The sequence below is a fragment of the Methylobacterium sp. NPDC097929 genome (assembly GCF_049543375.1).
Taxonomy (GTDB): domain Bacteria; phylum Pseudomonadota; class Alphaproteobacteria; order Rhizobiales; family Beijerinckiaceae; genus Methylobacterium.
On record NZ_JBMVEP010000016.1, the window covers coordinates 76,818 to 89,903 of the forward strand.

13 protein-coding genes are annotated in these 13,086 nt (G+C 70.1%); 7 read left to right on the forward strand and 6 right to left on the reverse strand.

Features of this window, described 5'->3' with window-relative positions; translation table 11 throughout:
* Window positions 1-12: 12 nt before the first annotated feature.
* From ACPCJR_RS23825 to ACPCJR_RS23835, 3 genes are all read right to left on the reverse strand, one after another.
* A complete protein-coding gene (locus tag ACPCJR_RS23825) occupies window positions 13-237 on the reverse strand; it encodes a hypothetical protein (RefSeq protein WP_391515295.1) in 225 nt (74 codons plus the stop codon).
* Between the two features lie 246 nt (window positions 238-483).
* Window positions 484-1,086 carry an ActR/PrrA/RegA family redox response regulator transcription factor gene (locus ACPCJR_RS23830; protein ID WP_110350947.1) on the reverse strand — a complete coding sequence of 201 codons (603 nt, stop codon included), beginning with the start codon at window positions 1,084-1,086 and terminating at the stop codon, window positions 484-486.
* A 36-nt stretch (window positions 1,087-1,122) separates the two neighbouring features.
* Window positions 1,123-2,517, reverse strand: a complete 1,395-nt coding sequence (locus ACPCJR_RS23835; protein ID WP_391515293.1) for an ActS/PrrB/RegB family redox-sensitive histidine kinase — start codon at window positions 2,515-2,517, stop codon at window positions 1,123-1,125.
* Window positions 2,518-2,672: 155 nt separating this feature from the next.
* On the opposite strand from ACPCJR_RS23835, the gene ACPCJR_RS23840 reads away from it, so the two are divergent.
* Together ACPCJR_RS23840 and ACPCJR_RS23845 are read left to right on the forward strand one after the other, a co-directional pair.
* The gene (locus ACPCJR_RS23840) at window positions 2,673-3,917 is read left to right on the forward strand and encodes a polyhydroxyalkanoate depolymerase (RefSeq protein ID WP_391515291.1); all 1,245 of its coding nucleotides are present in this window, start codon (window positions 2,673-2,675) and stop codon (window positions 3,915-3,917) included.
* A 79-nt stretch (window positions 3,918-3,996) separates the two neighbouring features.
* Window positions 3,997-4,722, forward strand: coding sequence for a M48 family metallopeptidase (locus tag ACPCJR_RS23845; RefSeq protein ID WP_391515289.1), 726 nt, complete (start codon window positions 3,997-3,999; stop codon window positions 4,720-4,722).
* A 21-nt stretch (window positions 4,723-4,743) separates the two neighbouring features.
* On the opposite strand, the gene ACPCJR_RS23850 is transcribed toward ACPCJR_RS23845, so the two are convergent.
* On the reverse strand, window positions 4,744-5,160 hold the full coding sequence (locus ACPCJR_RS23850; protein WP_391515287.1) for a hypothetical protein: 417 nt from the start codon (window positions 5,158-5,160) through the stop codon (window positions 4,744-4,746).
* A gap of 218 nt (window positions 5,161-5,378) precedes the next feature.
* On the opposite strand from ACPCJR_RS23850, the gene ACPCJR_RS23855 reads away from it, so the two are divergent.
* The 4 genes from ACPCJR_RS23855 to ACPCJR_RS23870 all read left to right on the forward strand — a co-directional run bounded on the left by ACPCJR_RS23855 (window position 5,379) and on the right by ACPCJR_RS23870 (window position 10,351).
* Window positions 5,379-5,924, forward strand: coding sequence for an invasion associated locus B family protein (locus ACPCJR_RS23855; protein ID WP_391515285.1), 546 nt, complete (start codon window positions 5,379-5,381; stop codon window positions 5,922-5,924).
* A gap of 51 nt (window positions 5,925-5,975) precedes the next feature.
* Complete coding sequence (locus ACPCJR_RS23860) at window positions 5,976-6,623, forward strand: hypothetical protein (RefSeq protein ID WP_391515283.1); 648 nt, start codon at window positions 5,976-5,978, stop codon at window positions 6,621-6,623.
* 246 nt (window positions 6,624-6,869) lie between these two features.
* Window positions 6,870-8,684, forward strand: coding sequence for a glycosyltransferase family 2 protein (locus tag ACPCJR_RS23865; RefSeq protein ID WP_391515281.1), 1,815 nt, complete (start codon window positions 6,870-6,872; stop codon window positions 8,682-8,684).
* Window positions 8,681-10,351: a glycosyltransferase family 2 protein gene (locus tag ACPCJR_RS23870; RefSeq protein WP_391515279.1), complete on the forward strand. Its 1,671-nt coding sequence runs from the start codon at window positions 8,681-8,683 to the stop codon at window positions 10,349-10,351. The genes ACPCJR_RS23865 and ACPCJR_RS23870 overlap by 4 nt, the downstream gene beginning before the upstream one ends.
* 115 nt (window positions 10,352-10,466) lie before the next feature.
* Here the strand turns inward: ACPCJR_RS23870 and purC are convergent, their stop codons facing one another.
* A complete protein-coding gene (purC, locus tag ACPCJR_RS23875; protein ID WP_391515277.1) occupies window positions 10,467-11,261 on the reverse strand; it encodes a phosphoribosylaminoimidazolesuccinocarboxamide synthase in 795 nt (264 codons plus the stop codon).
* Between the two features lie 194 nt (window positions 11,262-11,455).
* A complete protein-coding gene (gene nth / locus ACPCJR_RS23880; protein ID WP_391515275.1) occupies window positions 11,456-12,268 on the reverse strand; it encodes an endonuclease III in 813 nt (270 codons plus the stop codon).
* Window positions 12,269-12,288: 20 nt separating this feature from the next.
* Between nth and ACPCJR_RS23885 the strand changes: the two genes are divergently transcribed.
* Window positions 12,289-12,810 (forward strand): DUF2244 domain-containing protein, encoded by a 522-nt coding sequence (locus ACPCJR_RS23885; protein WP_391515273.1) that lies wholly within the window; start codon window positions 12,289-12,291, stop codon window positions 12,808-12,810.
* Window positions 12,811-13,086 lie beyond the last annotated feature (276 nt).

Here is a 13,086-nt window from a genome sequence, read left to right on the forward strand (position 1 = left end):
CTCGCGAGCGTTCTAGCGGCGCGCTGTCGAGCCGATCGGCTCGGCCTCGGTGGCCCGGCGCCAAAGCTGCAGCATGATCCAGCCCGCGATCAGGCTGAACACGCCCATGAGCACATGCCCGACGCGATCACCCAGATCGAGCAGGCCGGCGAGTGCCCAGCCGGCCGCGATGGCCGCCGCGAACACTTCGGTTCCGACCAGGATCATCAGGCTCAAAATCGTGATGAGGTTTCGCATACGCGCGCACCCGTTCCGTCTCTTCAGGCGAACTAGCCCGAGCCCGGTATCCGGCGCAACCGTTCCGGACGGATGCCCCCATTCCATCGGCAATCAGAGACGGCAGCGCTCATGCCGAAAGACCGGCCCCGCGCGCGCTCCGGACCAGACGGCGCCCCGGCCCGTTTCGGCCGCACCGCGACAGCCGGCGCCGGGCTACGGCAGAATGAAAAGGGCCGGCGGTTCGATCCGCCGGCCCTTCGAGGGTCAGCGCGGTGCCCGCTTGGCGAGAATGCGCTGAAGTGTGCGGCGGTGCATGTTGAGCCGCCGCGCCGTCTCGGAGACGTTGCGCCCGCACAGCTCGTAAACGCGCTGGATATGCTCCCAGCGCACCCGGTCGGCGGACATCGGGTTTTCCGGCGGATCGGCGCGCTCGCCCGGCTGAGCCATGAGCGTGCCGTGGATCTCGTCGGCATCCGCCGGCTTGGCGAGATAGTCGAAGGCGCCGAGCTTCACCGCCGTGACCGCCGTGGCGATGTTGCCGTAGCCGGTCAGGATCACGCCGCGCGCTTCGGGGCGACGCTCCTTGAGGCGAGCGATCACGTCGAGCCCGTTGCCATCGGCCAAGCGCATGTCGATCACGGCGAAGGCCGGCGCCCGGCTCTCGACGGCCGCCACGCCCTCGTTGACGCTCTCGGCCACGTGCACTTCGTAGCCGCGCGCTTCCATCGCCCGGGCCAGTCGGGTCGAGAAAGGCTTGTCGTCGTCAACGATCAGCAAGCTGCGATCGCTGAAGGCGGCCAAGGGATCGGATTCGGAAAGAAAAGCGGCGTCCGAGCCCGCCACTGTCGTACCGCTCTGCGTCAGCATGCGGCGCTCCTCGTCGGTTCGTGTCATCTGAACGCATTATATGGGTGCGGCATCGCGTTCCGTTAGGGGTCTCAGAGAATTGTGCGCAACGCGTTGGGGCGCAATCGCATCCCTCTCGAAAATGTGACGCGCCCAGGAAATCCGGACCGCGGCGCCGTGCTGTCCGATTTCCGTACTGTTCGAGAGCATGAGCTGCGCGCCGGACCGCTCGATCAGCGTCTTGGCGATGAAGAGGCCGAGACCGAGCCCTCCCCCTGTCTGGTCGGCCTCGCGCGAGCGACCGCGGCCGCGGGTCGTCACGTAGGGCTCGCCCGCCCGCAACAGCACCTCGCTCGGGAAGCCCGGGCCGTCGTCGCGGATCGCCAGCCAGACGCGCTCGGCATTCCAGCGTGCCTCGACCGTGACCCGCGACTCGGCGAAGTCGACGGCGTTGTCGAGGATGTTGGCAAGGCCGAACATCACACCGGGATTGCGCCGGCAGACGGGTTCGGGGCCCTCGCCCTGCATGGACACCTCGACGGCGACGCCCAGCGCGCGCTGAGGCTCCACCAACTCCTCGATCAGGTGGCCGAAGGTGACGGTGGCGAGGAAGCCGCCGCCCTCCTCGGTCTCCTCGCCCATGGAAGTCAGCTTCGAGAGGATGCCGCGGCAGCGATCCACCTGATCCCGCAGCAGGCTCAGATCCTCGGCCACCGCCGGAGAGGCGGTGGGGCCGAGCTGCCGGTCGAGTTCCTTGGCCACGACCATGATGGTGCCGAGCGGTGTGCCGAGTTCGTGTGCCGCCGCCGCGGCGAGCCCGTCGAGCTGCGACAGGTGCTGTTCGCGGGCGAGCACGAGTTCGGTCGCCGCGAGCGCCTGGGCGAGCTGGCGGGTCTCCTCCGCCACGCGCCACGCGTAGACGCCGGTGAAGGCGGTGCCGAGAAGGATCGCGGTCCAGACGCCAGAAACGTAGAGGAAGGGCAACTCGATGCGCCCGTCGGCGAACCAGGGCAGGGGACGGTGCACCAGCGCCAGCAGGGTGGCGAGGCCGACCGCGAGAAGGCCGAGCGCCAGGGTCCGCTCCGGCGGCAGGGCGGTGGCCGAGATCAGCACCGGGGCGAGAAACAGGAGCGAGAACGGGTTCTGAAGGCCGCCCGTGAGGAACAGTAGGCCGGCGAGCTGGACGATGTCGAAGGCGAGCAGCAGGGCGGCCGAGTCGTCGCTGAGGCGGTAGCTTGCCGGAAAGCGGATGCGCAGGGCGAGGTTCAGCCAGCACGAGGCGGCGATGACGAGAAAGCACCAGCCGAAGGGCAGGTTCAGCCCGAGACCGAACCGGGCACCGATCACGGCGGCGCTCTGCCCGGTCAGGGCCAGCCAGCGCAGGCGCACGAAGGTGTCGAGCCGCAGGTGGCGGCCCGTCGGCGTGAGGGTTTCGTGGGCCGCGTCGATCATAGTGGCGCTACGATAGGGCTGGCCGGGGCCGCGTCTACTGTGACATCCGCGGGTGCGATGATGGTCGAACGGCTCTTCATGCGTCGATTCGATGGGTCACCCGCAGACCAACATCTGTTAAGAGCGCTTCCAGAGACGGGTTGAGGGATGCCGAGATGGACCTGGCATATGTCTGGTACGAGACCGCGCGCGCGATGCTGACGCCTGCCCGGCTCGCGGCCGATGCGGCGCGGCACAGCCTGCAAAACCCGGGAAACCCCTTCGCCTACGGCCCCTATGCCCGGTCGGCTTCGGCCGCCCTCCAGATGTTCGAGCGGGTGACCCGGCGCTACGGCAAGCCGGCCTTCGGCTTCACCACGACCGTGGTCGAAGGCCGGCCCGTGCCGGTGACGGAGCGGGTCGTCTGGGAAAAGCCGTTCTGCCGCGTGATCACCTTCGATCGCGCCTTCGCCCACGGCCCGGTCCAGCCTCAGCCGAAGCTCCTGATCGTGGCGCCGATGTCGGGCCATTACGCGACGCTCCTACGCGGCACCGTCGAGGCGATGCTGCCCGATCACCAAGTCTTCATCACGGATTGGTCCGACGCGCGGATGGTGCCGCTGCTCGAGGGTCGCTTCGATCTCGACACGTATATCGATTACCTGCGGGCGATGTTCCGCGACCTCGGGCCGGACCTGCACCTCATGGCCGTCTGCCAGCCGGCCGTGCCCGTCTTCGCCGCGGTCGCGCTCGCCGAGGCGGCGGGTTCGGCCGACGTGCCGGTCTCGATGACGCTGATGGGTGGCCCGATCGACACCCGCCGTTCGCCGACCGCCGTGAACTGCCTCGCGCAGGAGCGCGGCATGGAGTGGTTCGAGAAGAACTGCATCACGGTCGTGCCGCCGTTCTATGCCGGTGCGTTGCGGCGGGTCTATCCGGGCTTCCTGCAGCTCTCGGGCTTCATGGCGATGAACCTCGACCGGCACGTCACCGCGCACACGGACATGTTCCACCATCTCGTCACAGGGGACGGCGACTCGGCGGAGAAGCACCGCGACTTCTACGACGAGTATCTCGCCGTGATGGACCTCACGGCCGAGTTCTACCTGCAGACGGTTCAGACCGTGTTCGTCGATCATGCCCTGCCGCGCGGGCGCATGCGCCACGCGGGCAAGCTCGTCGATCCCGCCGCGATCCGCCGCTGCGCCATCCTCGCGGTCGAGGGGGAGAACGACGACATCTCCGGCGTCGGCCAGACCCGGGCGGCTCTCGACCTCACCCCCAACCTGCCGGAGGCGCGCAAGGCCTACCACCTTCAGGAGAAGGTGGGACATTACGGTGTGTTCAACGGCTCGCGCTATCGCTCCGTCATCGCGCCGCGCATCGCCCGCTTCGTGCGGGAGATGGAGGCGGGCGCCTGACGCGGCCGCGTGTGAATTTTCGGTGAGCGCAGGATGGCCGGGATGGCTGAGCCGGCCCGCTGCGGCTAGGTTGGCGGCCATGACGCGCGCCCTGCTGCGACGGCCGGATCCGGATCACATCGAGATCACCCACGACGGGCAATCGCTCCGCGTTGCGATTCTGCGGCGCCCGACCGCGCGCCGGTTGACCCTGCGGGTCTCCAGTGCCACGGGCGCCGTGGTGCTGACGCTGCCGACCCGGTCCTCCCTCGCCACCGCTCAGAAGTTCGCCCAGAGCCACGGCGGCTGGATCGCCGCGCGCCTCGCCAAGTTGCCGGAGCGGGTGCCGTTCACGGCCGGCTCCGTCATCCCCGTGCGGGGCGTTCCGCTTCGGATCCTGGCGCGGGAGGGCCGCGGCGCGGCGGAGGCGGATACCGCGAGCGGGACGCTCGCTGTCCCGGGCGAGGCCGCGCACATGCCCCGGCGCGTGCGCGAATTCCTGGTTCGCGAGGCGCGGCGCGACCTCTCGCTCTCGGTGGCGACCTACGCGGCACGGCTCGGGCAGCGCCCGGCGCGGGTGACGCTGCGCGACACACGCAGCCGCTGGGGCTCCTGCACGGCGCGGGGAGAGCTGAACTTCTCCTGGCGCCTGATCCTGGCGCCGCCGGTGGTGCTCGATTACCTCGTCGCCCACGAGATGGCGCATCTGCGCGAGATGAACCACTCACCCCGCTTCTGGGCGCTCACGAATGAACTCTGCCCCCATGTGGAGGAGGCGGAGCGTTGGCTGAAGCGGCACGGCTCGGAGCTGCACCGCTACGGCTGAGACCGGTCCGGACCGGTGGGCTCAGCCCTTGGTGACGATCGCCCGGCTGCGGGCGCGGCTGCGCTCCGCCGGCCAGGTCGGGCGTGGATCGACATGACCGGGCCACAGGGTGCGCGGAGCGACGTTGTCGCAGACTTCTCGCTGGCGCAGGTAGGTCGGGCGGCCGAGTTCGTCCCGGCGCAGGACCGTACCCCCGTCCCGGCAGAATCCGGCGATGGCGGCGGCGTCGCCGCGGCGTCCGCGCGGATTCCGCTCGACCGGCGGATGCTCGACCGTGAGCGGGGCCTGGTGATTGAGGGAGCGCTCGATATAGGTCGTCGTCGCTTCCGGCGGCAGATAATCCGATTCCTCGAAGGGCAGGGACAGGGCGGAAGCGCTCCCGCAGCCCGCGGCGACGATGAGCGCCGCGAGGGTGACGGGTTGAGCGAGGCGGCGCATGGCGGGTTCCTCGAAGGATGAGCTTGGCCTTACACTAGGGCAGGTGGGTGCCGAGCGGTAGCCGCTCCGACACACCTTCGCCGCGATTGCTTGACAGCGGGATACCCGCATGGTCCCAACAGCCGGGCCCGCGCGGCCCTCGGGAGGACGCCCATCGCCAGCGCGCGGGGGACTCCCGCCGGTTCCCGCGCGCCGCGAAGTGATCCATCGGAGTTCGTATGAGTCTGTTTGCGGCCGTGGTTCGGGCGGGACGCTCGGGAGCGGGCCGGCGCGGTGTCGCCCGAGCGGCCCTGGCTGCCGCGACGATGCTGGCCGGCAGCCCTGTGGCGCAGGCGCAGGGCACCGTGCGCAAGACCTTCGACGACTGGCAGCAGCGCTGCGAGACGCCCGCGGGCGCCAAGGCCGAGCAATGTGCCCTGGTGCAGTACGTGGCGGCGGAGGACCGGCCGAACCTCAACCTCGTCGTCATCGTGCTGAAGACCGCCGACAACCGCGGCTACCTGCTCCGGGTGGTGGCGCCGCTCGGCGTGCTGCTGCCCTCGGGGCTCGGTCTCAAGATCGACCAGACCGATATCGGCCGCGCGAGCTTCGTGCGCTGCCTGACGACGGGCTGCGTCGCCGAGGTGGTCATGGACGAGGGCCTGATCCGCTCGCTCCGCAGCGGGACGCAGGCCACCTTCATCATCTTCCAGACGCCCGAAGAAGGCGTCGGCATTCCGGTCTCGATGAAGGGATTCGGCCCCGGCTTCGATACGCTGAAGTAGGGCTGCCCCTATTCTAGTTGCGAGCGCTTCATGAGTGAAGGAAGGGGAACGATGCGCGGGGCATGGCTGATCCTCGGCGGGCTCGTGCTCGCCGCGCCCGGCTTCGCCCCCGGTTCGGCGCGGGCCGAGACGGGAAGCTTCTTCAAGAACATGTTCGGCGGCGGCGAGGGCGGCACCTCTCCGGTCACGGCGCCCAAGGCGCAGGACCCCGACGACGTCTATTGTCCGCCCGTCTTCGTGCCCGATGGCGGCGCCGCGGTGCAGGCCTTCGCGGGCGCGGCCGGGGACAAGACGAGACTGCGGCATCAGGTCGTGTTCGGCCGGCTCAGCCGGGAGTGCAAGGCGCGGCCGGACGGCTCGGTGGCGGTCCGGGTCGGCGTCGAACTGCGCGCCCTGCTCGGTCCGGCCGGCGCACCCGGCCGCTTCGACGTGCCAGTGACGATCTCCGTGAAGTACAACGAGCAGCCGGTCATGGCCCGCACCCATCGCGTCGCGGTGCCGGTCGCTGCAGGCTCCGCCCAGGGCGAGGCGACGGTGATCGAGAACGATCTTAGCGTGCCGGCCGACAAGGCGATGGGCTACGATATCGAGGTGAGCCTGGCGAGCGCGGCCGCCCGCGCCAAGCCGGTCGCCCGCCGCCGCAAGCCGGCGCCGGCCGCCGCGGCCGCCGAACAGAGCGACGCCCCGGCGGCCGAGTGATGGAAGCGCCCGAGCGAGAGGGGTCGAACCCCGGAGGACGGCATCGCCCTTCCTGACCTGTGGCGAGGCCGGGAGACGCCGTTCTCCCTCCTGCCCGCCGACGGCCCTCTCTTCGACCGCCGCCTCGAACTGCCGGGCGCCCCGCGGGGCGCCTGGATCGTCCTGAGCTACACGCTCCCGGCGCGCGCCCGGCCGCAACGCCCGCTCCTGCGGCTGCTGCGCGCCGCGGGGCGGCGGGACACCCTTGTGCTGCCGGGGCTCGCCCTCGGCGCCGCGCGCTGGCTCGGCTACCTGCCGCCGGACTGCGAGGGGATCGAGATCGCCGCCGAAGCGGGCTTCGTGCTGGAGCGGGTCGGGCTGCGCAGCGCCCGAAGCGTGTTCGCGGAGGCTCTCCTCAAGCGTCCGCTTCGCGCCGCGACGGCCCTGCATGCCCTGGCGCGGCGCGACGAGCGGCGCTGGCGCGACAGCCTGCGCGGGGCCTGCGCGGTGACGCCCCTGCGCCGCTACCCGGCCTGGAAGGCGCCGCGCCTGCGGCCGTCCGCGAGCGCGCCGATGGCTCCCGCCCTGCGGATTCGCCTCGTCCTATTCGCGTCCCGCGCCCGGGCCGACGCGGTCGCACGCAGCGTGGCTTCCCTGCGCGGGCAGACGCATCGCGACTGGTCGCTCCGCGTCCTCTGGACCGACGGCGATGCGCCCGAAAAGCCGCGCGGAAGCGATCCGCGCGTCACGTCCGCGGCCTGGACGCCGGCCGCGACCGCCCGCGGGCTGTGCGGGGATGCCGACCTGTTCGGCGTGATGCGCGCGGGCGACGTGCTCACCCCGGATGCCCTGAGCCTGCTTGTCCGGGTCGTCACGGAGGAAGGGCCGGACATGGTCTATGCCGACGAGGAGGCCGGCGGGCGCCGCGTCGTCCCCCGCCTCAAGCCGGATTGGAGCCCCGACCTTGCCCTCGCGACCGGCTATGTCGGCGCCCCGGCGCTTCTGACGCGCGCCTTCCTCGCTCGTATGCCCGACGAGCCGGCGGAGACACCCGAGGATTTCGCGCTCGCCCTCGATCTCGCGGCCTGCGGCGCGGCGCGCGTCACCCACCTGCCCCGCATCCTGTGCCGCCGCGAGCCTGTCGCCGAGGCGTCCGCCCGCGTGGAAAGGCTCGACCGGCACCTGCGCGCCGCCGGCTCACCCGCCCAGGCGCTCACCCGTGACGGGGTTCTCGATCTCGCTTGGCCGGTGCCGGAGCCCGCGCCGCTGGTCAGCCTCATCGTTCCCTCCCGCGATCGCCTCGGCCTGATCGCGCGGGTGACGCAGGACGTTCTGACGAGGACCGACTATCCCGCCATCGAGCTGGTGATCGTCGACAACGGATCGACGGAGCCGGCGGTGCTCGCGCTCTACGAGGACCTGCGTGCCGATCCGCGGGTGCGCATCGAGAGGCATCCCCAACCCTTCAACTTCTCGGCCATGGTCAATGCCGGCGTGCGCCGCGCGGGCGGCGACATCCTGGTCCTGCTCAACAACGACGTGGCGGTGCTGCGGCCCGACTGGCTGCGCGTCCTCGTCGGTCAGGCCGTCCGGCTGGAGGTCGGCGCGGTCGGCGCCAAGCTCCTCTACGGCGACGGACGGCTCCAGCACGCGGGCGTCGTGGTGGGGCTCGGCGGCGAGGCGGGCCACATCCTGCGGCGGCGGCCCGCCGATACGCGCGGCCATCTCGACCGCCTGCGCGTCGCTCACGAAGTCTCCGGCGTCACCGCGGCCTGCCTCGCGGTGTCGCGGGAGAAGTACGAAGCGGTGGGCGGCTTCGACGAAGCGGCCTTCGCCGTCGATTTCAACGACATCGATTTCTGCCTACGCCTCGGAGCCCGGGGCTGGAAGACGGTGTGGACGCCCCACGCCGTGCTCTCCCACCTCGAATCGGTCAGCCGCGGGCGCCCGACCGGTGCCGCCCGCGAGCGCTTCGAGCGCGAGGCCGCCGCCTTCACCGAGCGCTGGCGCGCCGTGATCCGCCACGACCCGTTCTACCATCCGGCTCTCTCGCTCACGACCTTCGGCGAGGAACTGGAATGAGCGCGGATGCCGACGCCTTTCCCGATGCCCTTCGCTTCGCCGCCGAGCCCGTGCCGGGGTGCCTTCGACGCCTCGGCCGGGCGCTGCGCCGTCCGAGCGAAGCTCTAACGATCCTGTGGACCCGCCTCTCGGGCCGCCGGCTGCGGGCGGCTCAAGCCTTCACCGCGCTGGTCGGCGCCCATCACGACCTCGGCGTACCCGAGTCCCTGGTGCCTCGGGATGAGTCGGACGCCGCCCTCGCGGCTGCCGGCATCGAGCCCATCGTGCCCGACGCCGACGGACGCATCCGTATCGCTCCGGACGGGCCGCCGCTGATCCTTCTCACCGCGCCGGGCGGGACAATCGTGGAGGGAGCGGGAGCGGCGATCGCCGCCGCCTTCGCGGATGAAGGCATCCACGCCCTCTACGGCGACGCCCTCGTTCGCCTGCCTTCCGGGCCATCCTGGCTGCCCATCCTGCGCCCGGCTTTCGATGCCGACTACCTGCGGGCCGTCGATTACGTCGGCCCGGTCGTCGCCTTCCGCCGTGCCACCGCCCTCGCTGCCGGGATCGATCCGGTCCCCGGTGCCGCAGCGCTCGACCTTCTGCTCGGTCTTGCCGACCGGTTCGGGAGCCGGGCGGTACGCCATCTCCCGCGCATCCTCGCGCTTCTCAGCGCCGATGCGGCAGGGGAGGGGGAGCACGCGGGCAGTCGCCGCGCCCGCCTGAGCGCCGTTCGTAAAAGCCTCGAGCGGTCGGAGGAGGGGGAGGCGCATTCCCTCGTGCGGGACGACGGTGTGATCGAGATCGTGCGCCCGCTGCCGGAACCGTACCCCCTCGTCAGCCTGATCGTTCCGACGCGGGACCGGCTCGACCTTCTCAGGCCCTGCATCGAGAGCCTGCGCCGCCGCACCGACTGGCCGGCCAAGGAAATCCTGATCTGCGACAACGACAGCCGCGATCCCGGGACGCTGGACTATTTCCGTCAACTGGAAGCGGAGGGCGCGGCGCGCGTCGTTGCCTGTCCCGGTCCGTTCGACTTCGCCGCGATCAACAACCGGGCCGCCTCCGAGGCGGGCGGGCGGCTTCTGGCCTTCATCAACAACGATGTCGAGGCCGAGGCCCCGGACTGGCTGGAGCGCGTGGTCCGCGAGGCTTTGCGTCCGGACGTGGGTGCGGTCGGGGCGCGGCTGATCGATGGCGAGGGTCGCATCCAGCACGGCGGCATCGTGCTCGGCACCGGCGGGCTCGTCACGCACGGCCACCGCTTCTTTCCCGGCGCCGCCCCGGGCTATCTCGGGAGTCTTGTCGCTACCCGTTCCGTCTCGGCCGTCACCGCCGCCTGCCTCGTGATCGAAGCCGAAAAATTCCGCTCCGTCGGTGGCTTCGACGCCTCGTCGTTCCGGATCGACTTCAACGACGTCGATCTGTGCCTGCGCCTCAACGCGGCCGGCCTGCGCACCCTCTCTGTCGGCGGCGCCGTCCTCCACCACCGGGAATCGGCCAGCCGCCGCCCCTCCGCCGAGGCTGCGGCGCGGCACCGCGCCGAGGTCGAGGCCCTGAAAGAACGATGGGGGCCGCTGCTGGCGCAGGACCCCCATTATCATCCGGGTTTCGACCCCGGTCTCTCGACCCACGCGCGCCTGCGCCCCGGCTGGACCGGCCTGGAGCCGGTCGAGCCGCGCTGACGCTAGAGCATCGTCCCGAAAGGTGGCCGCCGGCTTTCGGAAGAAGACGGTGCGAAACAACAGGCTAGACCATCGTGCCGGATACGATATCCGGCACGATGGTCTAGCGAACGTCCTACTGCACGAGGCGCGGGCCGCCGGCCTGCACCTTCTCGTTCTCCGACATGATGCCGAGACGCTTGGCGACTTCCGTGTAGGCCTCGATCAGACCGCCGAGATTCTTGCGGAACCGGTCCTTGTCGAGCTTGTCCGAGGACTTGGTGTCCCACAGCCGGCAGGAATCGGGAGAGATCTCGTCGGCGACGACGATGCGCATCAGGTCGCCTTCCCACAGGCGGCCGGTCTCCATCTTGAAGTCGACGAGGCGGATGCCGACGCCGAGGAAGAGCCCGGACAGGAAGTCGTTGACGCGGATGGCCAGCGCCATGATGTCGTCGATCTCCTGGGGCGTCGCCCAGCCGAACGCGGTAATGTGCTCTTCCGACACCATCGGGTCGTTGAGCTGGTCGTTCTTGTAGTAGAACTCGATGATCGAGCGCGGCAGTTGCGTGCCCTCCTCGAGACCGAGCCGCGTCGCCAGCGAGCCGGCGGCGACGTTGCGCACCACCACTTCGAGCGGGATGATCTCGACCTCGCGGATCAGCTGCTCGCGCATGTTGAGCCGGCGGATGAAGTGCGTCGGGACGCCGATGTCGTTGAGGTGCTGGAAGACGAACTCGGAGATCCGGTTGTTCAGCACGCCCTTACCGTCGATCACCTCGTGCTTCTTGGCGTTGAAAGCGGTCGCGTCGTCCTTGAAGTGCTGGATGAGCGTTCCCGGCTCCGGTCCCTCGTAGAGGACCTTCGCCTTGCCCTCGTAGATGCGACGGCGGCGGTTCATAGGCGTGTACCGTGGTTTGAGGAAGTCCATGGGGCCGGGGCTCCTTCGGAACTGGCACGTGAAGCGAAATCCGCGGCGCGGCGGCCCGTCTGGCGGGCAGACGGCCGGAGCACGTCCCCGAGGGAGACATTCCCGGCCGCCTTAGCATCAATCTACCGGAATGAGGTTTGCAGCACAACGCGTTGCCCGGCCGACGCCTTGCCCGCACGGGCGCATACGGCGCGCTAATCCCCGCTCGACAGGGCGGCGAGGGCCAGCGTCTTCGACGGGTAGCGGCAGAGATCGGCGATGGCACAGCGCGGGCATTCGGGCCGGCGGGCCTTGCAGGTGTAGCGCCCATGCAGGATGAGCCAGTGATGGGCGTTGAGCCGGAACGGCTCCGGCACCCGCGCCTCGAGCCCCGCCTGCACCTTGTCGGTCGTCGGCGCGGTGACGAGCGGGATGCGGTTCGAGACCCGGAAGATGTGGGTGTCGACCGCGATGCGCGGCACGCCGAACGCCACGTTGAGTACCACGCTCGCGGTCTTGGTGCCGACGCCGGGCAGGACTTCGAGTTCCGCCGCCTCGCGCGGAACCGCGCCGCCGTGCCGCTCGATCAGGATCTGCGAGAGGGCGATGACGTTCTTCGCCTTGGTGTTGAACAGGCCGATGGTCCGGATGAAGTGGCGCACCCGCTCCTCGCCGAGCGCGACCATCTTCTCGGGCGTGTCCGCGATCGCGAAAAGAGGCTCGGTCGCGAGGTTGACGCTCTTGTCCGTTGCCTGGGCCGAGAGCACCACGGCGACGAGCAGCGTGTAGGGATTGAGGTAGGCGAGCTCGGACCGCGGCTCGGGATCGGCCGCGCGCAGTCGCGAGAAGATCTCCACCAGGGTGTCGTCGTCGACCGGTTCCGGTGCCGTCACGACACCGCTGGTCAGTGTCTCCTGCAGCTTGGCCTTGGGCTTGGGCGGCTTCGCGTGCGCCGGTGCAGAATTCGCAGGCGCCTTTACACGGGCTGCGGCACCGGAACTGCGGACGGACGGTTTTTTCACGGACATCGGCGCGTTATATTCGCGCCATGGCGAGCGGCAACAATCCTGCGCATCCCGACGGGCTCGATCCCGCGACCATGGACCGGCCGGTCTACTCGGCTGTGATCCGGCCCCACCAATCCCTCAGCCCGGACGGCTTCCAGATCGTGATGGGCCTGTGCTGCCTCGTGTCCCTGGCCATCTCCTTCGCATGCTGGCGCAAGGGGTTCTGGCCCGTCGCGGGCTTCTTCGGCCTCGATATGCTGGCGCTCTACATCGCGCTGAAGGCGAGCTTCCGCCGCGGGCGATCCTTCGAGGAGGTCATGATCTCGCCGGTCGAGGTGTCTCTGGCCCGCATCGATCCCCGGGGCGTTCGGCGCGAGTGGCGCTTCAACCCGCTCTGGACCAAGCTGACCCGGGTGGAAGACGAAGAGTTCGGCCTGCGCACGCTGACGCTAATCTCGCGTTGCGAGCACGTCGTCGTTGCCCGTGACGCCTCGCCGAGCGTTCGTGAGGCTGTCGCCGACGGGCTGACGCGCGCGCTGGCGCAGGTGAAGAAGGGTTTTTGAATCCGCACTCCGACGCGGACGGCACCCCGCTGATGCAAAGGCCCGCAAATGCGTCCGGATGCCCGCTGGCGGCTCCCGGCGCGCTTTTCTCGATTTTCCGATTGACGCCGGGGCGGGGCTGCCGTAAACCCACTTTCACCGACGGGGCGCCGCGGTCCACCACTTGGTGGACAGGCACTTCGGGGTCTTCGGACGATGTGGCGGAGCGGAGCTGATCCGGGTGACTGGATCGGGCGATCGCTGTCCTTCATGGTCCGGGGTGTCGGCGCTTCCGAA

Excerpts from the sequence above, each read along its gene's own strand:
- ACPCJR_RS23845 (WP_391515289.1), top strand. The coding sequence starts at position 3,997 with ATGACGCGCGCCCTGCTGCGACGGCCGGATCCGGATCACATCGAGATC.
- purC (WP_391515277.1), bottom strand. The coding sequence starts at position 11,261 with ATGGACTTCCTCAAACCACGGTACACGCCTATGAACCGCCGCCGTCGC.
- ACPCJR_RS23835 (WP_391515293.1), bottom strand. The coding sequence starts at position 2,517 with ATGATCGACGCGGCCCACGAAACCCTCACGCCGACGGGCCGCCACCTG.
- ACPCJR_RS23870 (WP_391515279.1), top strand. The coding sequence starts at position 8,681 with ATGAGCGCGGATGCCGACGCCTTTCCCGATGCCCTTCGCTTCGCCGCC.
- ACPCJR_RS23885 (WP_391515273.1), top strand. The coding sequence starts at position 12,289 with ATGGCGAGCGGCAACAATCCTGCGCATCCCGACGGGCTCGATCCCGCG.
- ACPCJR_RS23860 (WP_391515283.1), top strand. The coding sequence starts at position 5,976 with ATGCGCGGGGCATGGCTGATCCTCGGCGGGCTCGTGCTCGCCGCGCCC.
- ACPCJR_RS23840 (WP_391515291.1), top strand. The coding sequence starts at position 2,673 with ATGGACCTGGCATATGTCTGGTACGAGACCGCGCGCGCGATGCTGACG.
- ACPCJR_RS23855 (WP_391515285.1), top strand. The coding sequence starts at position 5,379 with ATGAGTCTGTTTGCGGCCGTGGTTCGGGCGGGACGCTCGGGAGCGGGC.
- nth (WP_391515275.1), bottom strand. The coding sequence starts at position 12,268 with ATGTCCGTGAAAAAACCGTCCGTCCGCAGTTCCGGTGCCGCAGCCCGT.
- ACPCJR_RS23825 (WP_391515295.1), bottom strand. The coding sequence starts at position 237 with ATGCGAAACCTCATCACGATTTTGAGCCTGATGATCCTGGTCGGAACC.
- ACPCJR_RS23830 (WP_110350947.1), bottom strand. The coding sequence starts at position 1,086 with ATGCTGACGCAGAGCGGTACGACAGTGGCGGGCTCGGACGCCGCTTTT.
- ACPCJR_RS23850 (WP_391515287.1), bottom strand. The coding sequence starts at position 5,160 with ATGCGCCGCCTCGCTCAACCCGTCACCCTCGCGGCGCTCATCGTCGCC.